This window comes from Burkholderia sp. YIM B11467 (assembly GCF_052952715.1).
In genome coordinates, this window is the sequence record NZ_JBQVSQ010000006.1 from 78,419 (window position 1) to 102,105 (window position 23,687).

Consider the following 23,687-nt stretch of genomic DNA (forward strand, 5'->3'; position numbering starts at 1 on the left):
GGCGAAATAAGGGTTTACTTCCGACGTTACTCGCCGTGGAAGTTCTGTGCCCCGGCAAAATTGTCGAACTTCGTGTATTGCCCGAGGAACGTGAGTCGAACGGGTCCGATCGGACCGTTACGCTGCTTGCCGATGATGATCTCGGCCGTCCCTTTGTCCGGGCTGTCGGGATTGTAAACTTCATCGCGATAGATGAACAGGATCACGTCCGCATCCTGTTCGATTGCGCCGGATTCACGCAGGTCCGACATCACCGGACGCTTGTTCGGGCGCTGCTCGAGGCCACGGTTCAACTGCGACAGCGCGATCACCGGCACGTCGAGTTCCTTCGCGAGACTCTTCAGCGAACGTGAAATTTCCGAGATTTCGGTCGCGCGGTTCTCTCCCTGCGACGAGCCCGACATCAGCTGCAGGTAATCGACGATGATGAGGCCGAGCTTGCCGCATTGCCGCGCGAGACGCCGCGCGCGCGAGCGCAATTCCATCGGGTTCAGGCCGCCCGTCTCGTCGATGAAGAGTTGCGCCTCGCTCATCTTCTGCACCGCATGGGTCAGCTTCGGCCAGTCCTCGTCGGTCAGGCGACCCGTCCGCATCCGGTGCTGGTCGAGCCGGCCGATCGAGCCGAGCATACGCATCACGAGCTGGGTGCCCGGCATTTCCATCGAGAACACCGCGACGGGCAGCCCGTACTCGACCGCCACATATTCGCCGATGTTCATCGACAGCGCGGTCTTGCCCATCGATGGCCGCCCCGCGACGATGATCAGCTCGCCGCCGTGCATCCCGGAGGTCATCCGGTCGAGGTCGACGAAGCCCGTCGGCGTGCCCGTGACGTCGCTCGGGTTCGCGGTGTGGTACAGCGTGTCGATGCGCTCGACGACCTGCGTGAGCAGCGGGCCGACCTCGAGGAAGCCCTGGTTGCCGCGCGCGCCCTCTTCGGCGATCGAGAACACCTTCGACTCGGCTTCGTCGAGCAGCTGACGCACTTCCTTACCCTGCGGATTGAACGCGTCCGCCGAGATTTCGTCGGCGACCGACACGAGCCGGCGCAGAACCGCCCGGTCGCGCACGATTTCCGCATAACGGCGAATGTTCGCCGCGCTCGGCGTGTTCTGCGCGAGCGCGTTCAGGTACGCGAGCCCGCCGACGTCGTCGGCCTTGCCGGACGTGACCATCGCTTCGTACACGGTCACCACGTCGGCCGGGCGCGTCGACGCGATCAGCCGGCCGATGTGCTCGTAGATGATCCGGTGGTCGTAGCGATAGAAATCGCCCTGCGACAGGAAGTCGGCAATCCGGTCCCATGCCGCGTTGTCGAGCAACAGGCCGCCGAGCACCGACTGTTCGGCTTCGACCGAATGCGGCGGGACTTTCAGCGATTCGATTTGGGGATCTTGCGGCGCGTTCATGGGTTGGGATTATCGCGAATTACACAGGACGGCGCCATACCGGCCACCAGCGAACGGGCAATAAAAAAGGCAGGCCCCGGTTGCCCGGGCGCCTGCCCTTGTCCGGACAGCGGAAGCCGCCCGGGAAGCTTGCGTACGCTTACGCGTGGTCGCCGATCACGTTGACCGTGACGTCAACGATGACGTCCGTGTGCAGTGCGATCTGGACGTTGTGCTCGCCGATCATCTTCAGCGGGCCTTCCGGCATACGAACTTGCAGCTTCTCGACTTCGAAACCTGCCTTCTTCAGCAGTTCCGCGACGTCGCCGTTCGTGACCGAGCCGAACAGACGGCCGTCAACGCCCGACTTCTGCGTGATTTCGAACGATTGGCCGTTCAGCTTTTCGCCGACTGCCTGCGATGCCGCCAGCTTTTCAGCGGCGATCTTCTCGAGTTCCGCGCGGCGGACTTCGAATTCAGCGATCGCTTCCTTCGTTGCACGACGAGCCTTGCGGTTCGGGATCAGGAAGTTGCGAGCGTAACCGTCCTTGACCTTGACGATGTCGCCGAGGTTGCCCAGGTTGGCGACTTTTTCCAACAGAATGATTTGCATTCGAATTCTCCTTATTGCGTCGCCTGATTACGCCTTGTGCTGATCGGTGTACGGCATCAGCGCGAGGAAACGCGCGCGCTTGATTGCCGTGTCCAGCTGACGCTGATAGTGCGCCTTCGTACCCGTCAGACGAGCCGGCGTGATCTTGCCGTTTTCGCCGATGAAGTCCTTCAGCGTTTCAGTGTCCTTGTAGTCGATCTGCTCGACGCCGGCAGCCGTGAAACGGCAGAACTTCTTGCGCTTGAAGAGCGGGTTTTGTTGCTGACGACGCTTGTCGAATTTCTTACCAGTCGGGCGGGGCATGATTTCAGTCCTTTCCAATGTCCTGCAATGCTGTGATGTGAAACACCAAGGTTCTCGCGTTGCGACTTTTCTTTGCCAGGAAGCCCGTGAACAGCGTTTCGACGCCCATTTCACGGCTTTCCAGCTTGCCGCTCGCCTCACCGGCCGCCACCGCCTCGATCGTCATTTCGACCTGACGGGGAATGCCTGCTTCGACGACTTCCGTGCGGTGGTGCAACGTGGCGCTTGCGATCGGAACACCTGCCGGCGTATATCGCACCGGTGCGCGTTCGACGACGCTCGCCGTCAATTGCAACCTGTTCACGTGAGTAGCGCGCTCCTTGATGGCTTAATGAATGACGAACTTAAGCCTGCGCTTCGGTCGGCTGAGCTGCAGCCGCCTTCTTGGCTTCTTCGCGCTGAACTTCCTTCATCATCGGCGACGGGCCGGTTTCGGCCTTCTTCATCTTGACGATGAGGTGGCGCAGCACGGCGTCGTTGAACTTGAACGCGTGTTCGAGTTCGTCGAGCGTCGTCTGGTCGCACTCGATGTTCATGCAGACGTAGTGAGCCTTCGCGAGTTTCTCGATCATGTAGGCCAGTTGGCGACGGCCCCAGTCTTCGACACGGTGGATCTGACCGCCGTGCGACGTGATCGTGGTCTTGTAACGCTCGATCATCGCGGGCACTTGCTCGCTCTGATCGGGGTGCACGATGAATACGATTTCGTAATGACGCATTACACACTCCTTGTGGATTAAAGCCACCCGGGCGTCTGAACCGGTGTGGCAAGTGAGAAGCCGAAGATTCTAACCCGGATACGGGGCTCGTGCAAGGCCAATCGACGGCTCGCGGCTGGATTCAGCCGTGTTTTCAAAGACTTGAAGGGCCGGGCCTGCGTTATCGGCTGCGTTGCAGCCTTTTGAGATCGGGGCCGGATCCCGAGCGGGCCCGTGCCCCGTCGTGCCGTCACTCGGTGCGCGTGCCGGCGAGCCGCGCGTCGAGCGCCGTCCTGAACGCCGCGAGCGCCGACGGCTCCGCATCGGTCACGGCCCACCACGTCATCCCGGCCGCGTCCCAGCGGTCGAGCGCATAACCCTGCGACACGGTCGTGTACGGCGCGTTTGCCTGCCCTTCGCCGGCCGGCCGCACGTAGACGTCGATCACGTGCTGCCGGTAGCGGTACACGAGCACCGCGACGCGGCGACGCCCGACATAGTCGAGCCGGCCGCCGACCAGCGCGAAGCCGCTCGCCGCGAGATCCTCGACCGGCGGCGCATAGTCGAGCCGGCCGTTGAACCACGGCTTGACCGTATGCCGGTCGGTCGAGATCACGTCGATGTCGCGCGCCGACAGGTCGGCCCGCACGTGGCTCGAGACGAGTTCGTCGACCGTGCGGTCGGTGTCGGCGTGGCGCGCGGACAGCGCCATCCCGGCCGCCGCGGCGAGCGCCACCAGCAGCGCGACGCCCCAGCCGAGCCCGGGCAGCGCGGCGACGCGCGGCCCCGTGCCGGCAGGCGCCGGGCGTAGCGGCACGCCGCTGCCGGTCGGCCAGAAGAACCAGCGGCGGCCGCGCGGCGGCGCTTTCGGTTGCGCTTGCGGCGCGGGCCGCGGTTCCGCCCGCGAAGGTTCGCCGGCCCGCCCGACGTCCGCCACCGGCAACGCCGCGAGGATGCTCGCCCGCAGCGCATCCGGCGCGCGGTGATAGTCGGCCTGCCGCACCGCCTGCACCAGCGTGACGATCCGCGCACGTTCGCGGCGGCACGCGTCGCACCCTTCGACATGCTGCTGGACCCGCAACGCATCGGGCGCCGACAGCTCGCGGTCGACGTCCGCGTCCAGCAACGCTCGCGCTTCGTTACAGTCCATCGATAGCCTCCGATGCATTTCCACCCGCCGGCGTACGGCCCGGCTTGCCGCCGGCCGCCGGCGCCGGCGCGCCGCCCAGCAGCGCGGCCAACCTGCGGCGGCCACGCGCGAGCCGCGACATCACCGTGCCGACCGGCACGTCCGCGATCGCCGCGATCTCGCGGTAGCTCAAATCCTCCATCTCGCGCAGCACGAGCACCTCGCGGTATTCGGGCGGCAGCTTCGCGAGCGCCGCATTCACGAGCCGCACATTCTCGCCGCGCAGCAGCTGCGCGAGCGGATCCTCGGTCGCGGGCTGCCAGTCGTCGAGCGCCTCGGTGTCGTCGAGCGTGTCGGGCAGCGCGACCTCGTGCGCATGCATGCGGCGGCGCCATTCGGTGTACCAGGTGTGGCGCACGATCGTCAGCAGCCACGGCCGCGCGTTGTCGCCGCGACACGAATCGACGAAGCGCAGCGCGCGCATGCACGCGTCCTGGACGACATCGTCCGCATCGCTGGCGCTGCCGCTCAGCCAGCGCGCGAGGTTGTACGCGGCGTCGAGATGCGGCAGCACGAGCGTGCGAAACCGCTCGCCGCGCGCTACCGCGTCGTCCGCCACCTGCTCATCGACCGCCTGTCCGGCTTGCCCCACATGGCCTCCCTGGTCCCGGCGGCCGACGCCGCGCCCGTTCCGCGCACGATGCCCGGACAGACCGGCAACGTGCACGCTCGATGACCTTACCGTCGTTGCGTCGAGTTTATTCCCGCGCCGCGCGCACGAAGCGTAAAAAAAATCGCCGGACGGCCTTGCGGCCCGGCCGCCCGCCCCTGCTACGGCGTGGTGCTCCAGTAGCCCGGAAGCGCGTATGCGGCGCGCAGGTAATCGATGAAATAGCGCACGCGCGCCGGCACGTAGCGCTGCTGCGGGTAGACCGCCAGGATGTCGTAGTCGGGCAGCGCATACTCGTCGAGCACGGTCTCAAGCTCGCCCGTTTCGAGCTGCGCGGCGATTTCCCAGGTCGAGCGCCAGCCGAGCCCGAGGCCCTCGGCCACCCAGCGGTGCAGCAGCTCGCCGTCGTTGCAGTCGAGATTGCCGGCCACGCGCATCGTCGCGATCTTGCCGTGGCGCTGGAAATACCAGCCGCGGTTCTGCCCGCCCTGCAGGTTGAAGGCCAGGCAGTTGTGCTTGAGCAGGTCGTCGAGCGACTTCGGCCGGCCGTGCCGGCGGAAATAGTCGGGCGTACCGCACACGACGCGCCGGTTCGACGCGAGCTTCACCGCGACGAAGTTCGGATCGACGGCGCCGCCGATCCGGATCGACAGGTCGTAGCCTTCGCGCACGAGATCGACGACCCGGTCGGTCAGGTTGAACGACAGCTGCATCTCGGGCTTGTCGACGAGAAAGCCGGGCGCGTGCGGCGCGACGTGCTTGCGCCCGAACGCGGCCGGCGCGGACACGATCAGGTGCCCGCTGACCGCGCGCCGCCCGGCGGCCAGTTCGTTCTCGGCCTGGTCCCATTCGGACAGCAGCCCGCGGCAGCGCTCGAGGAACGCGGCGCCCTCCTCGCTGACCACCAGCCGCCGCGTCGAGCGGTACATCAGCTTCACGCCGAGGCGCTTCTCGAGCGCGTCGATGCGCCGCCCGAGCACCACCGGCGACACGCCCTCCTCGAGCGCCGCGGCCGCGAGGCTGCCGGCATCCGCGACCCGCACGAACGTCTCGATCTGCTTGAAGCGATCCATCTCCCGTCTCCGTCTCGGTTCCGACACCGGCGGGAAACCCCGTCCGGCCGTCATTCCATACTTTTAGTTTCGAAATAAGCGACTCCGGCTGATCTTATCAAACCTTTCCTGCATCCCTAAAGTGTTCCCAACAGACCCATTTGCAAGATCCACCCCATTCAAGGAGACATTCATGGCCAAGATGAGAGCCGTCGACGCAGCTGTGCTCGTGCTCGAGAAAGAAGGCATCCAGACCGCGTTCGGCGTGCCGGGTGCAGCCATCAACCCGTTCTACTCCGCCATGCGCAAGTCGGGTGGCATCAGCCACGTGCTGGCGCGCCACGTCGAAGGCGCATCGCACATGGCCGAAGGCTTCACGCGTGCCGCACCGGGCAACATCGGCGTGTGTATCGGCACGTCGGGCCCCGCCGGCACCGACATGATCACGGGCCTCTACTCCGCATCGGCCGACTCGATTCCGATCCTCGCGATCACGGGCCAGGCACCGCGCGCCCGCCTGTACAAGGAAGACTTCCAGGCCGTCGACATCGAGTCGATCGCGAAGCCCGTCACCAAGTGGGCCGTCACCGTGCGCGAGCCGGCGCTCGTGCCGCGCGTGTTCCAGCAGGCTTTCCACCTGATGCGCTCGGGCCGTCCGGGCCCGGTGCTGGTCGACCTGCCGATCGACGTGCAGCTCGCCGAAATCGAATTCGATATCGACACGTATGAACCGCTGCCGATCTACAAGCCCGCGGCATCCCGCGCGCAGATCGAGAAGGCGCTCACGATGCTCAACGACGCGGACAAGCCGCTGATCGTGTCGGGCGGCGGCGTGCTCAACGCAGCGGCCGAAGACCTGCTGGTCCAGTTCGCCGAAACGATCGGCGTGCCGGTGATCCCGACGCTGATGTCGTGGGGCGCGATTCCGGACGACCATCCGCTGATGGCCGGCATGGTCGGCCTGCAGACGTCGCACCGCTACGGCAACGCGACGATGCTCGCGTCCGACTTCGTGCTCGGCATCGGCAACCGCTGGGCGAACCGCCACACGGGCAGCGTCGAGGTCTATACGAAGGGCCGCAAGTTCGTGCACGTCGACATCGAGCCGACGCAGATCGGCCGCGTGTTCGGCCCGGATCTCGGCATCGTGTCCGACGCGAAGGCGGCACTCGAGCTGTTCGTCGCGGTCGCGCAAGAATGGAAGGCCGCCGGCAAGCTGAAGGACCGCAGCGCATGGGTGGCCGACTGCCAGGAACGCAAGCGCACGCTGCAGCGCAAGACGCACTTCGACAACGTGCCGGTCAAGCCGCAGCGCGTGTACGAAGAGATGAACAAGGTGTTCGGTCGCGATACCTGCTACGTCAGCACGATCGGCCTGTCGCAGATCGCCGCCGCGCAGTTCCTGCACGTGTTCAAGGCACGTAACTGGATCAACTGCGGCCAGGCCGGCCCGCTCGGCTGGACGATCCCCGCCGCGCTCGGCGTGCGTGCCGCCGATCCGAGCCGCCCGATCGTCGCGCTGTCCGGCGACTACGACTTCCAGTTCATGATCGAGGAACTCGCAGCGGGCGCGCAATTCAAGCTGCCGTACGTGCACGTCGTCGTGAACAACTCGTACCTCGGGCTGATCCGCCAGGCACAGCGTGCGTTCGACATGGACTACTGCGTGCAGCTCGCGTTCGACAACGTGAACGCACCGGAGCTGAACGGTTATGGCGTCGATCACGTGGCCGTTGCGGAAGGCCTCGGCTGCAAGGCGCTGCGCGTGTTCAAGCCGGAAGAGATCGAGCCGGCGCTGCGCCAGGCGCAGACGCTCGCGGAAGAGTTCAGCGTGCCGGTGGTCGTCGAAGTGATCCTCGAGCGCGTGACGAACATCTCGATGGGCACCGAAATCGACGCGATCAACGAGTTCGAGGATCTCGCCGAAAAGGCCGAGCACGCCCCGACCGCCATCTCGATGCTCGACTGATCCGCAACACATTCCTGACTGACCGACCGAAGAGGCTTAGCTCATGCCGAAGTTTGCTGCAAACCTGACCATGCTGTTCAACGAAGTGCCGTTCCTCGACCGCTTCAAGGCGGCCGCGGACGCGGGCTTCGACGCCGTCGAGTTCCTGTTCCCGTATCCGTACACGAAAGAGGAACTCGCCGAGCAACTCGAGACGCACCGCCTGCGCCTCGTGCTGCACAACCTGCCCGCCGGCAACTGGGATCAGGGCGAGCGCGGCATCGCGTGCCTGCCCGATCGCGTCGGCGAGTTCCAGGAAGGTGTGGGCCGTGCGATCGAGTACGCAAAGGCACTGAAGGTACCGCAGCTGAACTGCCTGGTCGGCATCCCGTCGGCCAGCACGGCGCGCGACAAGACGTTCGTCACGATCGTCGACAACCTGCGCTTTGCCGCCGATGCGCTGAAGCGCGAAGGCATCCGCCTGCTCGTCGAGCCGTGCAACGGCTTCGACATCCCGGGCTTCGCGCTGAACCGCTCGTCCGAAGGGCTCGACGTGATCCGCGCGGTCGGCTCGGACAACCTGTTCCTGCAGTACGACATCTATCACATGCAGCGCATGGAAGGCGAACTGGCCGCGACGATCGAACGTAACCTCGCATCGATCGGCCACGTCCAGCTCGCGGACAACCCGGGCCGTAACGAGCCGGGCACGGGCGAGATCAACTACGCGTTCCTGTTCGCGCTGCTCGACCGGCTCGGTTATGCCGGCTACGTCGGCTGCGAATACAAGCCCCGCACCACCACGACGGAAGGCCTCGGCTGGCTGCAAAGCGTCGCCGGCTGCGCACCGGGCTCGGCGCGCCGCGCCGCCTGAGATCCGCCCTTCCCGTTTTCGCCCCTATAGGAGACATTCAACATGGCAACCATCGGTTTCATCGGCCTCGGCATCATGGGCGCGCACATGGCGCGCAACCTGCTCAAGGGCGACCACCAGCTCGTCGTGAACGGTGCGTTCCCGATTCCGGACGACCTGCGCACCAGCGCGAAGGTCGTCGCGAACTCGACCGAAGTCGCGCAGAACGCGGACGTCATCGTCGTGATGGTGCCGGACACGCCCGACGTGCGTAACGTGCTGTTCGCCGACGACGGCGTCGCCAAGGGCCTCACGGCCGGCAAGCTCGTGATCGACATGAGCTCGATCTCGCCGCTCGACACGCAGGAATTCGCGAAGCAGATCAACGCGCTCGGCTGCGACTACCTCGACGCGCCGGTGTCCGGCGGCGAAGTCGGTGCCCGCGAAGCATCGCTGACGATCATGGTCGGCGGCCCGGAGCAGGCATTCGAGCGCGCGAAGCCGCTGTTCGAGAAGATGGGCAAGAACATCACGCTCGTCGGCGACAACGGCGCGGGCCAGACCTGCAAGGTCGCGAACCAGATCATCGTCGCGCTGAACATCGAAGCCGTCGGCGAAGCGCTGCTGTTCGCCGCACGCTCGGGCGCGGACCCGGAGCGCGTTCGCCAGGCGCTGATGGGCGGCTTCGCCGCATCGCGCATCCTCGAAGTGCACGGCGCGCGGATGACCAAGCGCACGTTCGATCCGGGCTTCCGCATCGAGCTGCACCAGAAGGACCTGAACCTCGCGCTCGACGGCGCACGCAAGCTCGGCCTCGCGCTGCCGCACACCGCGAGCGCGCAGCAGCTGTTCAGCGTGTGCGCGTCGCACGGCGGCAAGGCATGGGATCACTCGGCACTCGTGCGCGCGCTCGAGATCATGTCGAACTTCGAAATCGGCCAGACGCCGGCCGCGTAACGCGGATGCAACGACGCGCGTTTCCGCTGCAATGGCGGAAACGCGCGACAGACACGCGCGATTCGGTCACGACCGGTCGCATCGATGCGCGACGTGCTCGCGCATCACGGTGGGGCGCCCCGCCACGCATCGCCAACGGCATGCGGGACGGGGCGAAAAACGCCGCTCTGGGCTGAGAGCGGCGTGGTGGGGTCCGCAGCGGCACCCGGCGGCGCCGGGGAAGCCTTGGTCGGTCAGACGTCGTCGTCGGGTGTCCGCCTGTCGGATTTCGCGTATTACATTTCTTTACGTTCGAGCGTGCGATTTTTCATGCAATCGTCGCGTTGAACGCCTACACTTTCGGCACGCCTTTCGAGAAAACCGCCGCGCTTGCGCTCACCCCGGTGAACGCGCCCAGCGCGGTGTTTTTTTCGCCACTTCACGGCGCGTTTTCTTTTCAACCACCTAAGGAGTGCAACGATGGGTCTTCTTTCGTTTATCAAAGAGGCGGGTGAAAAACTGCTGGGTCATGCCGACGCGCAAGCGGCGGAAGATCCGAATGCCGCAAACCAGACCGCGGCCGATGCCATCAAGAACTACATCAGCACGCAAGGTCTCGACACGTCGAACCTGACCGTCGCATTCGACGGCGCATCGCGCACCGTCACGCTGTCGGGCAGCGTCATCGACCTCGACACGAAGGCCAAGGTCAAGGTCGCGGCCGGCAACGTGCAGGGCGTCGCGGGCGTCAACGACGACGACCTCCAGCCGGACGATCCGGAAGTGCAGTACCACGACGTGAAGCCGGGCGACACGCTGTCGGCGATCGCCAAGGAAGTGTATGGCGACGCGAACAAGTACCCGGCGATCTTCGAAGCGAACAAGCCGATGCTGTCGAGCCCGGACCGGATCTACCCGGGCCAGAAGCTCGTGATTCCGCCGCAGTCCTGAGCATTCTTGCCGGATTGACGCAAAAAAGGCAGGCCGATGGCCTGCCTTTTTTCATGGGTGACGCGCGCGCCCGATCGGCGCGTATCGGTCACCGCGTCACTGCATCACTGCGTATCGAACAGGCGCTGCAGTTCGTCGCGCGCCCGGATACCGTTTGCCAGCGCGAGCATCAGCAGCACACGCGCCTTGAACGGATTCAGCGAACCCGCACTCACGAAGCCGAGCGCATCGTCGTTCGCGGCACCGTTGCGCATCACGTGCCCCGAACCGACGCGCGACGCACGAACCACGGCAACGCCCGCGTTCGCCGCATCGGCCAGCGCCGCCTGCAGCGTCGCGTGGATCGAGCCGTTGCCCGTGCCCGCGACGACGAGACCGCGCACGCCGGCCGCAACCAGCGCGTCGACGGCCGTGCGCGTCACGCCTGCATAACTCACGACGACTTCGACGGACGGCCAGGTTGCCGCAATCGCCAGTTGCGTGTCGCGCGACCGCGTGACGCGACGCGCGAATTCGACGCGGCCGTCCTGCACCCAGCCGAGTGCGCCAAGCTCCGGCGACTGGAATGCGTCGACCGCATAGGTGCTCGTCTTCACGACGTCGCGTGCGCCATGGATCCGGTTGTTGAACGCGACCAGCACGCCCTGCCCGCGCGCCAACGGATGCGCGGCCACCGTCACCGCGTTCAGCAGGTTCAGCGGGCCGTCGGACGACAGCGCGGTCGCCGGGCGCATCGCGGCCGTCAGCACGACCGGCTTGTCGCCCCGGACGACCAGATGCAGCGCGTACGCGGTTTCCTCGAGCGTGTCGGTGCCGTGCGTGATCACGATGCCGTCGATCGCCGGATCGGCCATCAACGCGTCGATCCGCGTGGCGAGCGTGTTCCACAGCGGCAGCGCGAGATCCTTGCTGTCGATGCTGGCGATCTGCTCGGCGTCGATGCGCGCGACCGACGCGAGCGCGGGCACCGCGTCGACCAGGAAATTGACGCCGAGCGCGCCGGCCTGGTAGCCGGCCGTGCTGGCCGCGTCGGGTGCGGCGCCGGCGATCGTGCCGCCGGTGGCGAGCACGGCGATACGCGGCAGCGCCGCCGTGGACGGAGAGGATGCGGGATTCGGAGTATTCATGGCCGGGATTGTAATGGCTCGCGGCCGGGATCCGGCGGGTTCCGGCACGGCGGACGATACCGGCCGCCGCGCGTCATGGTTTGTCCCGATCGCCGTTTCGGGCGCGTCGTCAACGGCCGTGGCGCACGCAACGTTATAGAAAGTGCCGTTTTGGTGTTTTCACATTGATTTGCCATAATCGGAGCACGCGGCGCGATGCGACCCTATCCACATCGTGTCGTGCTGCGTGACGGCGTCGATAAAACGCAATTCACCCCATGGGAGTGTCGAAATGAAAATCCAATCGCTCGTAGCCGCAGTGCTTCTCGGCGGCATGCTGGCGTCCCCCGCGTTCGCGGCGAACAGCCAGCAGGACAAGATGAAGGCCTGTAACACCCAGGCAACCGGCAAGACGGGCGACGAACGCAAGGCGTTCATGAAGGACTGCCTGTCGGCGAAGCCCGCGAAGGCGATGTCGCAGCAGGACAAGATGAAGGCGTGCAACACGCAGGCCACCGGCAAGAAGGGCGACGACCGCAAGGCGTTCATGAAGAGCTGCCTGAGCAATCAGCCGGCCGCCTGAGCCCCGGCGCTCCCGTATCGAATGCCGCGCACCGCTTCGGCGGGCGCGGCATTTTTGTTTTGGTTGCACGCGCATCGACGCACGCGTTCCGCCCCGCTTTCCCGTCCCGCCCTACCGGCGCCGCCACATGGTGCGGCAATTCGCCGCGTTTTCTTCTATGATGGCTGCAACGCGGCCCACCCAAGTACAAGAAGCGCCATCGGGCCGCCCTCGAGACGAACGCGCATGCGCGTCAAACGGAGGCATGGATGGCATGGAGACAACACCGCTGGTTCCGCCGCTGGCTGATCGTGATCGTGTTCTGGGCCGTGCCCGTCGCGATCGTGGCCGTCCGCGAGATCCGCGAGGAAATGGCCTACAACAAGGCGGACCTGCAGCTCGCGCTGACCACGTGGCAGCTCACCGATGCGCAGCAGGCCGCCGGCGCCGCCGCGAAGTGCCACGGGGATGCTGACGAGGCGCGCGCGGCCGGCTGCCCGGCCGATGTGCTCGCCGCCAATGCGCCGCGCCAGCAGGCGGCCCGCGACGAATACGTGGTGCGCCGCAATACGCTTGCGGGCTACCTGTGGCATGCGTTCGTCGGCTACTGGGTCGTGCCGGCCGCGTTCCTGTTCGCCTGCGGCGTCGTGATCGCGTTGATCCGCCGCGCGCTGCGCCGCCCGCCGATCAAGCCGCCCGTCCCACCGGTCCCGCACTGATGCGCCTCGCGGGCGCCGCCATCCGATTCGTCGTCGCGCTCCCCTCGCGCCGTCCGGTGCCCGGCGCGCGGGCGCGCGTCCGTCCGTTGGCGCGCCGCGACATACCCAAGCGATTTGTCGCCTTTTCTTGCGGCGACGAAAAGGGGTTGTAATCCACTGTGATATAACTGCCGACGTGATCCGCTCCTTGAGCGAGACTCACTCCGAACGTCATCCGATGGAGAAGAACGATGCAAAAACGGAATCTCGTGCTGAAAGCCGCCGCGGCGCTCATCGTCGGTAGCCTCGCGCTCACCGGTTGCACCACCACCCCGGACAAACCGGACAACGCCGCGACCAACGCGTCGAAGCGTCAGGCAATCGACTCGAGCGTCGACGCCACGCTGTCGCGCCTGTATTCGACGGTCAAGGGTTCGCGTGAGCTCGTCGCGAAGTCGCGCGGCGTGCTGGTCTTCCCGGACGTGATCCAGGCAGGCTTCATCGTCGGCGGCCAGTCGGGCAACGGCTCGTTGCGCGTCGGCGGCAGCACGGTCGGCTACTACAACACGTCGTCGCTGTCGGTCGGCCTGCAGGCCGGCGCTCAGTCGAAGGCGATCGTGTTCCTGTTCATGACGCAGGAATCGCTCGACGAATTCCGCGGCTCGGACGGCTGGGCCGCCGGCGCCGGCGCATCGGTCGCGCTCGTGAAGATGGGCGCGAACGGCGCGATCGACACGACCACGGCCACCGCACCGGTCCAGGTCGTCGTGCTGACGAACGCCGGCTTGATGGGCGACGTGTCGATCAACGGCACGAAGGTCACGAAGCTCAAGATCTGACGCTGACGCACCGCCCGTGCGCACCGCGCGCGGGCCATGCGCAAACGGCGATGTCCACGCGGGCATCGCCGTTTTTTTATCCGCCCGCGTCCGTCGTCAGGTCGTCGAATCGATCACCTTGAAGCGCGAGCGCTTCTGCGCGCGGATCACCGACTGGTAGACGTCGACGTACTGCTGCGCCATCCGGCGCGACGTGAAGCGCGCCTCGAAGCGCTGCCGCACGCGCGCACGCGGCAGCAGGTGCAGTCGGTTCACCGCGGCCACCGCGCTGATTTCGTCCTCGACGATGAAACCCGACACGCCTTCGTCCACCACTTCGGGCACCGCGCCGCGATTGAAGGCGATCACCGGCGTGCCGCACGACATCGCCTCGATCATCACGAGGCCGAACGGCTCCGGCCAGTCGATCGGAAACAGCAGCGCATGCGCGCCCGACAGGAATTCGGCCTTCTGGTGATCGGCGATCTCGCCGATGTATTCGACGTGCGGCAACGCGAAGAGCGGCTTGATCTCGCGGTCGAAGTACTCCTGGTCGGCCGCATCGATCTTCGCGGCGATCCTGATCGGCAGCCCGCACTGGGCGGCGATGCGGATCGCCGTATCGACCCGCTTTTCCGGCGAGATGCGGCCGAGGAACGCGAGATAGCGCGGCTCGACGGGCTGCGGCATGTACAGCGTGTCGGGCAGCCCGTGGTAGACGGTCGTCAGCCATTTCGCCTGCGGCAGCGGCTGGCGCTGCGAGTTCGAAATCGAGATCACCGGCGCGGTGTTGAACGTGTCGAACACCGGCTGCTGCTCGGGCAGGTCGAGCCGGCCGTGCAGCGTCGTCACGTAAGGCGTTTCCTGCCGGTTGAAGACCGAGAACGAGTAGTAGTCCATGTGGAAATGGAGCACGTCGAAGTCCTTCGCGCGGCGTGCGACCGTCTCCATCAGCAGCATGTGCGGCGCGACCCGGTCACGGATCGACGAGTCGAGCCGCAGCGCGCGCGGCCAGACGGGCTCGAGCTTCGCCCGCGTCGTGGAATCACCGCTGGCGAACAGCGTCACATCATGGCCGAGATCGACGAGCGCCTCGGTGATGTAGGACACGACGCGCTCCGTGCCGCCGTACAGCTTCGGCGGTACGGATTCGGTCAGCGGGGCGATCTGCGCAATTCTCATGGTCCACGTCTCCAGTGTCCTGTCCGTTGCCGCACGGTCGGCGGGCGGATGCGCTTGCGCGCTCACCGCGTCTCCCTGCAGCGCTGGCCGGCACGGCGCCAGCCGGTTATCTCATTATTATTCGCGATCCCGATGCCCGGGACCGCCCGTCTTTCATTTTATGGGCGTTGTTACAGACAGGATACATTCCGCCCGTCGAGTCCGATCGCCGCGCGTCGGGTACCACCGGGCCGATTCGACCCTCGACGCGCCGCTCGCGGCGACCGCGCGCCGCCCCGCCCGTCAACGCGACGGCCACTTCCATGCCGGCAGGTCGCGCGTGTCGGCATCGACCAGCGCGGTCGCGCCAAGCTGCTTGTCGAGTACCAGCGATTCGCAGCCGGCCTCGCGCTCGAGCGTCGCGATGAGCCGCGCCGCATGCGACACGACGAGCACCTGCGAGCGCTGCGCGGCCTGCGCGATCAGGCGGCCGAGTGCCGGCAGCAGATCGGGATGCAGGCTCGTCTCCGGTTCGTTCAGCACCATCAGCGCCGGCGGTCGCGGCGTCAGCAGCGCAGCCGCGAGCAGCAGGTAGCGCAGCGTGCCGTCGGACAGCTCGGCCGCCGCGAGCGGCCGCAGCAGCCCCGGCTGGCGCATCAGCACGTCGAAACGGCCACGGCCGCCCGGATTGTCGATCTCGACGGACGCGCCGGGAAACGCGTCGTCGATCGCCGCATCGAGTGCCGCGCCGTCGCCGATTTCGCGGATCGTCTGCAGCGCGGCGGCCAGGTCGGCACCGTCGTCCGCCAGCACCGGCGTATGGGTGCCGATGTGCGACTGCCGTGCCGGCGCCTGCGCATCGGTCCGGAAATGGTCGTAGAAGCGCCACGAGCGGATCCGCTCGCGCACCGCGATCATCTCGGGCGCGCCGGTCGGATCGGCAAACTCGGTCATCATGCTGTCGAAGCTCGCGACCGGCTGCGGAATCGTCTGCCAGTCGCCCGACGCGGTGCGCGCGCGGATCTGCGCGCCCTGCCGGTCGACCAGCAGCGTCGACGGGCGCAGCAGCGCGCCGCCCCAGATGCATTCGCGCTTGACCACCGGATCGAGCGCGAACTGCGAGTGGCTCGGCAGCGGCAGGCCGAGATCGATCGAATAGCCGAAATCGTCGCACGCGAATCCGAGTTTCAGGCTCACTGGCCCCTTGCGCACGGTGCCGGTCACCGGCACATCGCCGGCCAGCATCGCCCGCGAGAAGCGCTCGGGGCCGGCCCACAGCGTCGACGGCAACCCGCCCTCGCGGGCGAGCGACGGGATCACGCGGCCCAGCGCGGTGTCGGCGAGCAACCGCAGCGCGCGGTACACGCTCGACTTGCCGCTGCCGTTCGGCCCGGTGACGACGTTGAGCGCCGCGAGCGGCACGATCAGCTCGCGCAGCGAGCGGTAATTGGCGATGGCGAGCGTTTTCAGCGCGGTCATGACAAGGGAAGGCGGGCAGGCATGCGGGCCGCGTTCAGCGGCCTTCGCCGGCCTGCGGATCGGCTGCGGTGTTGGCCGCCGTGCTGGCGGCAGGCGGCCGCGCGTGCGGCCGTTCGGGATTCGGCGCGTCGGGCGCGGAATCATGCGGATACAGCTCCATCCGGCTGCGCGGCAGGCATTGCGGATAGCGGTCCTGCAGGTACGCGATCAGCCCTTCGCGCACGCGGCAGCGCAGATCCCAGCACGACGACGAATCGGCCGCGCTGACGAGCGCGCGCAACTGCATCGCGCGCTCCGTCGCGTCGGTCACCTGCAGCACCTGCACGCGACCGTCCCACTCGGGCGCCGCATGGACGAGCCGCGCGAGTTCCTCGCGCAGCGGCGCGAGCGGCGTGCGGTAGTCGACCGACAGGAAGACCGTGCCGATGATCTCCGAACTGTTGCGCGTCCAGTTCGTAAATGGATTCTCGATGATCCATTGCAGCGGCACGACGAGGCGCCGCTGGTCCCACAACCGCACCGACACGAACGAACCGGTGATTTCCTCGATGCGGCCCCACTCGCCCTGGATCACGACCACGTCGTCGAGCCGGATCGGCTGCGTGAGCGCGATCTGCAGCCCGGCGATCAGGTTGCCGAGCACCGGCCGCGCGGCGATACCGGCGACCAGGCCCGCGACGCCGGCCGACGCCAGCAGGCTCGCGCCCACCTGGCGCACATTCGGGAACGTCATCAGCGCGGCGCCGGTGCCGATGATCACGATCAGCACCATCACGGTCCGCACGAGCACCCTGGCCTGCGTATGGATGCGCCGCGCCTGGAGGTTGTCGGCCGTATCGATCGGATGCGCCTGGATGATCGCGTCGCCGACGCCGGCCGCGAGCCGCACCAGCAGCCACGTGAGCGACACGATGGAGCCGACCGCCGCCGCGGTGCGCATGCCGCGCACGAACGACATGCCGTCGTCCGCCTGGACCCACAGGAATTCGAGCGCCAGCAGCGCGAGCACGACGAGCGACGGCTTGTCGATGTAGCGCAGCATCACGCTCATCAGCGGATACGGCTGCGCGACGCGCTTGACGATGCGTGCGCCGAGACGATGCACGATCGTGACGACCAGTACGACGATGACCGACACGCCCAGCGTGCCGAGCCACGAATGCAGCGGCGCATCGGCGATGCGCTGCAGTTCCTCGATTGAAATCATCGGCGCCCGGGATGTCTAGGTTATGAGGCGCACACGCCTCGTCCTGGATGCGTCGGCGACGCCCGGGCAACGCGCGCGCCCGGACACGGCGTCAAATCAGTTGCCGCTCCTGCAGGGAAACGCCTTGCCGAGACCGAGCGACACCGCGGTACTCGCGTTGTAGTCGGCCAGCTTCGGATTTTCCGCGATGTACTTGCGCACCGCGTCGGTCATCTGCTGCGCCCGGATGTCGGGCGGCAGGCAGAAATACTGGCCGACACGCGGCCCCGTGGTGCCGCCGATCGCGTCGATGGTGTTGTAGACGCCGTCGGCGGCGCCTTCGATGTAGGCCGCGCACGACGCCCGCGACTTGACGTCCGTCTTCGCGCACAGCCGGTCGAGATCCGCGCCCGTGAAAGCCGCCGCCGACAACGGCACGGCAAACGCCACGGCACAAAACATTGCGCGCAACATGGTGTTCCTTATGTCAATGCGGCCCGAGGCCGCCTGCTGCCTTGGCCGGCGCGGCGCCGGGGCGCGCTGTTCCGGCCGGAAACCGGCCGGGCGCGCACCGGTTGCCGCACCGAAAACCGTCATTTTGCACTCTTTTGCGCATCGGCCGGCGCCGACCCGCCGACGCGTACCGTCCGCTTGCTCAGGATCTCGATCGCGTCCGGCGCCTTGTAGTGCTTCGCGAACTCGAGCGCGGTGATGCCGAGCTGGTTCTTCACCTGCGGATCGGCACCCTGGTCGAGCAGCAGGTTGACCGTCGTCGCATGGTTGCCGCGCGCGGCCATCATCAAGGGCGTCGTGCCGTTCGGCGATGCGGTATCGATATAGGCATCGTGATCGAGCAGCAGCTTGACGACCGCGTCCTGGCCGTTGGTCGCCGCGTAGTGCAGCGGCGCCCAGCCCTTCTTGCTGACTTCCGCGCCCTTGTCGATCAGCAGCTTGGCGAGGCCGACATCACCGTTCAGCGACGCGAGCATCAGCGCGTTCTCGCCGGCCTTGTCTTCCTTCTCGAGGTCGACGTTCGGCGTCGTGGCGATCGCCGCCGCGACCTTGTCGGACTTCTCGCGCGCGGCGATCACCAGCAGCGGATCGCCGTTCGGCGCGAGCGTGTTCGGATCGAGGCCGTTCTTCAGTTGCTTGCCGATGTCGGCGATGTCGTCGAACTTGACCGCCTTGACGATCGCGTCGAGCGACTCGGCGTGCGCGCCGGCCGCGGCGAACAGGCTGCTCGCGACGAGTGCGGCGGCAACGAGTGCGCGTTTGGGCAGATGGTTGGTCGGCTTCGTCATTGTTGTGGGCTCCTTCCCTGGGTTGTCGGCTGCGCGCGCGTCGTTAGCGGGCGATCTTGAACAGCCGGAAAAAGTTCTGCGTCGTCGCATCGGCAAGCACCTCGACGGCGATCCCGCGCTCGGATGCGATAAAGCGTCCGACATGGCTGACGTACGCAGGTTCATTCGGCTTGCCGCGATACGGCACCGGCGCGAGGTACGGCGAGTCGGTCTCGATCAGCAGCCGGTCGAGCGGCACGCGCCGCGCGACGTCCTGCACGTCGGTCGCGTTCTTGAACGTGACGATGCCCGACAGCGAGATATGGAAGTTCTGTGCGAGCGCCTGCTCGGCGACCGGCCACGGCTCGGTGAAGCAGTGCATCACGCCGCCCGGCACGTCCGCGCGCTCCTCGGCCATGATCCGCAGCGTGTCCTCCGACGACGACCGCGTGTGGACGATCAGCGGCTTCATCGTCGCGGTCGCGGCGCGGATGTGCGTGCGAAAGCGTTCGCGCTGCCATTCCATGTCGGCGATCGAGCGGCCTTCGAGACGGTAGTAGTCGAGGCCCGTTTCGCCGATCGCGACGACCTTCGGGTGCGCGGCCAGCTCGACGAGCTCCGCGAGCGTCGGCTCCCGCGCGTCCTCGTGATCGGGATGCACGCCGACCGACGCGTAGACGTTGTCGTGCGCGTCCGCGATCGCGAGGACCTCCGGCAGCGTCTCGAAATCGACGGACACGCACAGCGCGTGCGTGACGTCGTGCTCGCGCATGTTCTCGAGAACGGCCGGCAGGCGGTCGGCCAGGCCCTTGAAATTGATGTGGCAATGAGAATCGACGAACATCGTGTTTCCTGAATACGTAAGGCCAGCGCTCATGCGCTCGCCGGCATGCGGCAACGGGCGGCGTTCGCGGGCCGGCCGGCCACGGTCGCGTCGCTGCGTGAGCCGTTCATCGTTTCGCAACCCACGCAAAACAATGCCGGATCACGCGAATATTTCCCGATATCCGAGAAACAATTCCTCGAATACGAGCCGCGCGTTGAGCGGATGGTTCTCGACCGTCCGCTGGCGCGTCACGGCTTTCATGAAGCGCGCGAACGCGTTCGCGTCGACCGACTCCGCGCAGCGCGCGAGCGCCGCCGCGTGCATCGGGAAGTAGCGCGGCGCGCCCGCCATCCGCTGCGCAAGCAGATCGTACAACCAGCGCTGCAGCCAGCCGAGCACCAGCGGCACCGGCAGCTTCTGCAGCGTCTCGCCGCACGCGAACGGGTCGCATGCCGCGCCGGCCGCGAGCTGCCCGAGCGTGTAGTCGCGCAGCGGGCGGTTCTCGTCGCTCGCGAGCGCCAGCGCGGCGAGCGGTGCGCCACCGGCTTCGGCGAGCAGCGCGCTCGCATGGTCGACGCCCTGCGCGGCGAGCCACGCCGCGGCCGCGTCGGGCGCCGGCACGGACATCGGCCACTGCCGGCAGCGGCTGATGATGGTCGGCAACAGGCGGTCGATGCGTGCCGACACGAGCAGGAACACGACGCCGGACGGCGGTTCCTCCAGCGTTTTCAACAGCGCATTCGACGCGGCGACGTTGAGCGCCTCGGCCGGATACAGCACGACGACGCGCGCGCCGCCGCGGTGCGAACCGACCCCGCAGAAGTCGAGCAGCGCGCGCACCTGCTCGATCTTGATTTCCTTGCTCGGCGCGCGCGTTTTCTTGCCGCCTTCGTCCGCGTCGGCCGGCTTCGCGTCGTCCGCGGCGCCCGGCGCCTCGCCGGCCAGCGCCTCGGGAAGCACGATCCGGTAATCCGGATGGTTGCCCTGCGAGAACCAGTTGCAGGCCGCGCAGGCGCCGCACGGCTCGCCGTTCGGCTTCGGCGATTCGCACAGGAAGCCCTGCGCGAGATGCTGCGCGAACTGCAGCTTGCCGATCCCGGCCTGGCCGTGCAGCAGCAGCGCATGCGGCCATTGCGCGCGCAGTTGCTGCAGGCGGTTCCAGTCGTCGGTCTGCCACGGATAGATCATGTGGTGCGTTCCTTGCGTGTTACAGCGCGGCGAGCACGCGTTCGAGCTGCTGGCGGATCTCGGGAATCGACTGCGTCGCGTCGACGATCGCGAAACGGTGCGGCGCCTCTTCCGCACGCCGCAGGTATTCGCCGCGCGTGCGCGCGAAGAATGCGTCGGACTCGCTTTCGAACTTGTCGGGCATGCGCGCGGCGCCGCGGCGCTCGCTCGCAACGTGCGGCGCGACGTCGAACAGCACCGTGAGGTCGGGCTGGAAGCCCCCCTGCACCCAGCGCTCGAGCGCCTCGAGCTTGTCGCGCGGCAGCCCGCGGCCACCGCCCTGGTACGCGAACGTCGCGTCGGTGAACCGATCGGACACGACCCAGTCGCCGCGCGCGAGCGCGGGCTCGATCACGAGCGCCAGATGCTCGCGGCGCGCGGCGAACATCAGCAGCGCTTCCGTCTCGAGATCCATCGGCTGGTTCAGCAGGATCTCGCGCAGTTTCTCGCCGAGCTGCGTGCCGCCCGGCTCGCGAGTGACGACGACCTGCCGGCCGGCCGCGGCCAGCTTGCCCTGGAGGCGCTCGCAGAACCACTGCAGGTGGGTGGTCTTCCCCGCCCCGTCGATCCCTTCGAACGTGATGAATTTACCGCTCGCCATTATTGACCTCGTATGTACTTGTCCACGGCCTTGTTGTGGTCGCCGAGCGTGTCCGAGAACACGCTCGTGCCGTCGCCCTTCGCGACGAAATAGAGCGCGCTCGTCTGCGCCGGATTGATCGCCGCCTGCAGCGCGGCAACGCCCGGCAACGCGATCGGCGTCGGCGGCAGCCCGCGTCGGGTGTAGGTATTGTAAGGAGTGTCGGCCTGCAGGTCGCGCTTGCGCAGGCGGCCGTCATACGCATCGCCGAGCCCGTAGATCACCGACGGATCGGTCTGCAGCGGCATGCCGATGCGCAACCGGTTCGCGAACACGGCCGCGACGAATGCGCGGTCGGCCGCGTGGCCCGTTTCCTTCTCGATGATCGACGCGATCGTCAGCGCTTCGTAAGGCGACTTGTACGGCAACCCCGGCACGCGTGCGACCCAGGCTTCGTCGAGACGCGTCTGCATCAGGTGGTACGCGCGCCGGTAGATGTTCAGGTCGCTCGTGCCCTTGTCGAACAGGTAGGTATCCGGGAAGAACAGCCCCTCGCCGCTGCCGCGCTGCACGGCGTTGTCCGACGCGCCGATCGCGCGCAACAGCTCGGCGTCGCTCATGCCGGCCGTCGAATGCGCGAGATCGGGGTTCGCGTCGAGTTCCGCGCGCATCCGCTTGAAAGTCCAGCCTTCGATGACCGTCGCGACGTATTCGTTCACGTCGCCACGCGCGATCTTCTGCAGCACGTCGTAAGGCGTGATGCCGGTCTTGAATTCGTAGTTGCCGGACTTAAGCCGGCTCGACAACCCGAGCACGCGCGTCATCGCGACGAAACCGAGCGGCTCGACCGGCACGCCGCCGCGCCGCAGTTGCAGCGCGACGCTCTTCACGCTGCTGCGCGGCTTGATCGTGACGTCGAGCGATGCCGAACCCAGCAACAGCGGCCGGGTTGCCCAGTAATACCCGCCGCCCGCGCCGGCAGCGGCCACAACGACGGCCAGCGCCACGATCGTCGCGGCGCATTTCTTCAGTAGGGACATGGAAACGTGACTCAGGTAAGACCCATATAATACTTGCTCGCCTTCGTCAAAGTCAGGGTTGACTGTTCCCTCATTCCATGAGCACACCGTTCGCTTCACCGGCTGCCCAGGCCGCACCCGCCTCGCTCCCCGTTTTCCCCCGCCCGTCCGCCGCCGATTTCGACGCGCCGGGCGCCTGCATGCCGCTGCCGCAGTTCGGCGTGATCGACGTCGCCGGCGACGACGCCGCGACGTTCCTGCACAGCCAGCTGACCAACGACATCGAGCATCTCGATGCCGCGACCGCACGGCTGTCCGGCTATTGCTCGCCGAAGGGGCGCCTCCTCGGGTCGTTCCTCACGTGGCGTGCCGGCCACGGCGTGCGCCTGCTGGTGTCGAAGGACGTGCAGCCTGCCGTGCAAAAGCGCCTGTCGATGTTCGTGCTGCGCGCGAAGGCGAAGCTCACCGACGCGAGCGACGCGCTCGCCGTGGTCGGCTTCGCGGGCGACGTGCGCAACGCGCTCTCGGGCATCTTCGATGCGCTGCCGGACGGCGTGCACGTGAAGGTCGACGGCCCGGCCGGCGCGCTGATCCGCGTGCCCGATGCGGCCGGCCGCAAGCGCTATCTGTGGATCGGCCCGCGCGCGGAAGTCGATGCGCGCGTCGCCGCGCTCGCCGGCACGCTGCCGATCGTGTCGCCGGCCGTGTGGGACTGGCTCGACGTTCGCGCGGGCGAGCCGCGCATCACGCAGCCGGCCGTCGAGCAGTTTGTGCCGCAGATGGTCAACTTCGACGTGATCGGCGCCGTTAACTTTCGCAAGGGGTGCTACCCGGGCCAGGAAATCGTCGCGCGCAGCCAGTACCGCGGCACGATCAAGCGCCGCACCGCGCTCGCGCACGTCGCCGGCGAGACCGATACCGTGCATGCCGGCGTCGAGCTGTTCCACAGCGACGATCCCGGCCAGCCGTGCGGGATGATCGTCAATGCGGCAGCCGCGCCCGCCGGCGGCGTTGACGCGCTCGTCGAGATCAAGCTCGCCGCGCTCGACAATGGCACCGTGCATCTCGGTTCGGCCGACGGCCCGGTGCTCGCGTTCGACGCGCTCCCGTACGCATGGCCGACGGAAGCATGACGCACTGACAACCCGTTCGCGCGCCGGCTCGCAAGTCGCCGGCGCCCGATGTTTCCTGCGAGAGATTCGCC

The 23,687-nt window shown here is 67.1% G+C and carries 26 protein-coding genes; 8 read left to right on the forward strand and 18 right to left on the reverse strand.

Going from position 1 to position 23,687, the window contains the following annotated elements; all coding sequences use genetic code 11:
- Nucleotides 1–26 precede the first annotated feature (26 nt).
- From ACTRWB_RS21270 to ACTRWB_RS21305, 8 genes are all read right to left on the reverse strand, one after another.
- Entirely contained in the window at nucleotides 27–1,409 is a 1,383-nt protein-coding gene (locus tag ACTRWB_RS21270) for a replicative DNA helicase (protein WP_048246838.1), read from the reverse strand.
- Between the two features lie 139 nt (nucleotides 1,410–1,548).
- Nucleotides 1,549–2,001, reverse strand: a complete 453-nt coding sequence (rplI, locus tag ACTRWB_RS21275; protein WP_129512309.1) for a 50S ribosomal protein L9 — start codon at nucleotides 1,999–2,001, stop codon at nucleotides 1,549–1,551.
- Nucleotides 2,002–2,028: 27 nt separating this feature from the next.
- Complete coding sequence (gene rpsR / locus ACTRWB_RS21280; protein ID WP_047900883.1) at nucleotides 2,029–2,304, reverse strand: 30S ribosomal protein S18; 276 nt, start codon at nucleotides 2,302–2,304, stop codon at nucleotides 2,029–2,031.
- A gap of 4 nt (nucleotides 2,305–2,308) precedes the next feature.
- Entirely contained in the window at nucleotides 2,309–2,608 is a 300-nt protein-coding gene (gene priB / locus ACTRWB_RS21285; RefSeq protein ID WP_006486250.1) for a primosomal replication protein N, read from the reverse strand.
- A gap of 40 nt (nucleotides 2,609–2,648) precedes the next feature.
- The gene (gene rpsF, locus ACTRWB_RS21290) at nucleotides 2,649–3,023 is read right to left on the reverse strand and encodes a 30S ribosomal protein S6 (RefSeq protein WP_006402295.1); all 375 of its coding nucleotides are present in this window, start codon (nucleotides 3,021–3,023) and stop codon (nucleotides 2,649–2,651) included.
- Between the two features lie 229 nt (nucleotides 3,024–3,252).
- Nucleotides 3,253–4,152 (reverse strand): zf-HC2 domain-containing protein, encoded by a 900-nt coding sequence (locus ACTRWB_RS21295; RefSeq protein ID WP_446903145.1) that lies wholly within the window; start codon nucleotides 4,150–4,152, stop codon nucleotides 3,253–3,255.
- Nucleotides 4,142–4,783 carry an RNA polymerase sigma factor gene (locus ACTRWB_RS21300; protein WP_446903146.1) on the reverse strand — a complete coding sequence of 214 codons (642 nt, stop codon included), beginning with the start codon at nucleotides 4,781–4,783 and terminating at the stop codon, nucleotides 4,142–4,144. The genes ACTRWB_RS21295 and ACTRWB_RS21300 overlap by 11 nt, the downstream gene beginning before the upstream one ends.
- Before the next feature lie 179 nt (nucleotides 4,784–4,962).
- Nucleotides 4,963–5,874, reverse strand: coding sequence for a LysR family transcriptional regulator (locus tag ACTRWB_RS21305; RefSeq protein ID WP_446903147.1), 912 nt, complete (start codon nucleotides 5,872–5,874; stop codon nucleotides 4,963–4,965).
- 172 nt (nucleotides 5,875–6,046) lie between these two features.
- On the opposite strand from ACTRWB_RS21305, the gene gcl reads away from it, so the two are divergent.
- From gcl to lysM, 4 genes are all read left to right on the forward strand, one after another.
- Entirely contained in the window at nucleotides 6,047–7,822 is a 1,776-nt protein-coding gene (gcl, locus tag ACTRWB_RS21310) for a glyoxylate carboligase (protein WP_129512311.1), read from the forward strand.
- Nucleotides 7,823–7,865: 43 nt separating this feature from the next.
- Nucleotides 7,866–8,675, forward strand: a complete 810-nt coding sequence (hyi, locus tag ACTRWB_RS21315) for a hydroxypyruvate isomerase (RefSeq protein ID WP_446903148.1) — start codon at nucleotides 7,866–7,868, stop codon at nucleotides 8,673–8,675.
- Nucleotides 8,676–8,717: 42 nt separating this feature from the next.
- On the forward strand, nucleotides 8,718–9,611 hold the full coding sequence (locus tag ACTRWB_RS21320) for a 2-hydroxy-3-oxopropionate reductase (RefSeq protein WP_048246825.1): 894 nt from the start codon (nucleotides 8,718–8,720) through the stop codon (nucleotides 9,609–9,611).
- A gap of 459 nt (nucleotides 9,612–10,070) precedes the next feature.
- A complete protein-coding gene (gene lysM, locus ACTRWB_RS21325) occupies nucleotides 10,071–10,541 on the forward strand; it encodes a peptidoglycan-binding protein LysM (protein ID WP_446903149.1) in 471 nt (156 codons plus the stop codon).
- Nucleotides 10,542–10,645: 104 nt separating this feature from the next.
- Here lysM and ACTRWB_RS21330 read toward each other — a convergent pair whose 3' ends face one another.
- Nucleotides 10,646–11,668 (reverse strand): asparaginase, encoded by a 1,023-nt coding sequence (locus ACTRWB_RS21330; protein WP_446903150.1) that lies wholly within the window; start codon nucleotides 11,666–11,668, stop codon nucleotides 10,646–10,648.
- Nucleotides 11,669–11,939: 271 nt separating this feature from the next.
- Here ACTRWB_RS21330 and ACTRWB_RS21335 point away from each other — a divergent pair, with 271 nt between their 5' ends.
- The 3 genes from ACTRWB_RS21335 to ACTRWB_RS21345 all read left to right on the forward strand — a co-directional run bounded on the left by ACTRWB_RS21335 (nucleotide 11,940) and on the right by ACTRWB_RS21345 (nucleotide 13,746).
- Nucleotides 11,940–12,230: a PsiF family protein gene (locus tag ACTRWB_RS21335; protein ID WP_048246821.1), complete on the forward strand. Its 291-nt coding sequence runs from the start codon at nucleotides 11,940–11,942 to the stop codon at nucleotides 12,228–12,230.
- A gap of 248 nt (nucleotides 12,231–12,478) precedes the next feature.
- A complete protein-coding gene (locus ACTRWB_RS21340; RefSeq protein ID WP_193098535.1) occupies nucleotides 12,479–12,928 on the forward strand; it encodes a hypothetical protein in 450 nt (149 codons plus the stop codon).
- A 230-nt stretch (nucleotides 12,929–13,158) separates the two neighbouring features.
- Nucleotides 13,159–13,746, forward strand: a complete 588-nt coding sequence (locus tag ACTRWB_RS21345) for a BPSL1445 family SYLF domain-containing lipoprotein (protein ID WP_048246817.1) — start codon at nucleotides 13,159–13,161, stop codon at nucleotides 13,744–13,746.
- A gap of 96 nt (nucleotides 13,747–13,842) precedes the next feature.
- Here ACTRWB_RS21345 and ACTRWB_RS21350 read toward each other — a convergent pair whose 3' ends face one another.
- The 9 genes from ACTRWB_RS21350 to mltG form a co-directional block, all read right to left on the reverse strand.
- Nucleotides 13,843–14,907 (reverse strand): glycosyltransferase family 4 protein, encoded by a 1,065-nt coding sequence (locus ACTRWB_RS21350; protein ID WP_129512314.1) that lies wholly within the window; start codon nucleotides 14,905–14,907, stop codon nucleotides 13,843–13,845.
- Between the two features lie 282 nt (nucleotides 14,908–15,189).
- Nucleotides 15,190–16,365: an AAA family ATPase gene (locus tag ACTRWB_RS21355; RefSeq protein ID WP_412021689.1), complete on the reverse strand. Its 1,176-nt coding sequence runs from the start codon at nucleotides 16,363–16,365 to the stop codon at nucleotides 15,190–15,192.
- Nucleotides 16,366–16,399: 34 nt separating this feature from the next.
- Entirely contained in the window at nucleotides 16,400–17,572 is a 1,173-nt protein-coding gene (locus tag ACTRWB_RS21360) for a mechanosensitive ion channel family protein (RefSeq protein ID WP_048246811.1), read from the reverse strand.
- Nucleotides 17,573–17,668: 96 nt separating this feature from the next.
- The gene (locus ACTRWB_RS21365) at nucleotides 17,669–18,025 is read right to left on the reverse strand and encodes a Rap1a/Tai family immunity protein (RefSeq protein WP_048246810.1); all 357 of its coding nucleotides are present in this window, start codon (nucleotides 18,023–18,025) and stop codon (nucleotides 17,669–17,671) included.
- A 119-nt stretch (nucleotides 18,026–18,144) separates the two neighbouring features.
- Nucleotides 18,145–18,852 carry an ankyrin repeat domain-containing protein gene (locus tag ACTRWB_RS21370; protein WP_412021688.1) on the reverse strand — a complete coding sequence of 236 codons (708 nt, stop codon included), beginning with the start codon at nucleotides 18,850–18,852 and terminating at the stop codon, nucleotides 18,145–18,147.
- A gap of 43 nt (nucleotides 18,853–18,895) precedes the next feature.
- Nucleotides 18,896–19,675: a TatD family hydrolase gene (locus ACTRWB_RS21375; protein ID WP_446903151.1), complete on the reverse strand. Its 780-nt coding sequence runs from the start codon at nucleotides 19,673–19,675 to the stop codon at nucleotides 18,896–18,898.
- Nucleotides 19,676–19,816: 141 nt separating this feature from the next.
- Nucleotides 19,817–20,845, reverse strand: a complete 1,029-nt coding sequence (locus ACTRWB_RS21380) for a DNA polymerase III subunit delta' (protein ID WP_048246805.1) — start codon at nucleotides 20,843–20,845, stop codon at nucleotides 19,817–19,819.
- 19 nt (nucleotides 20,846–20,864) lie between these two features.
- Complete coding sequence (tmk, locus tag ACTRWB_RS21385) at nucleotides 20,865–21,485, reverse strand: dTMP kinase (protein ID WP_129512319.1); 621 nt, start codon at nucleotides 21,483–21,485, stop codon at nucleotides 20,865–20,867.
- Nucleotides 21,485–22,504 carry an endolytic transglycosylase MltG gene (gene mltG / locus ACTRWB_RS21390; RefSeq protein WP_129512320.1) on the reverse strand — a complete coding sequence of 340 codons (1,020 nt, stop codon included), beginning with the start codon at nucleotides 22,502–22,504 and terminating at the stop codon, nucleotides 21,485–21,487. The genes tmk and mltG overlap by 1 nt, the downstream gene beginning before the upstream one ends.
- A gap of 77 nt (nucleotides 22,505–22,581) precedes the next feature.
- Between mltG and ygfZ the strand changes: the two genes are divergently transcribed.
- Nucleotides 22,582–23,616 carry a CAF17-like 4Fe-4S cluster assembly/insertion protein YgfZ gene (gene ygfZ / locus ACTRWB_RS21395; RefSeq protein WP_193098539.1) on the forward strand — a complete coding sequence of 345 codons (1,035 nt, stop codon included), beginning with the start codon at nucleotides 22,582–22,584 and terminating at the stop codon, nucleotides 23,614–23,616.
- Nucleotides 23,617–23,687 lie beyond the last annotated feature (71 nt).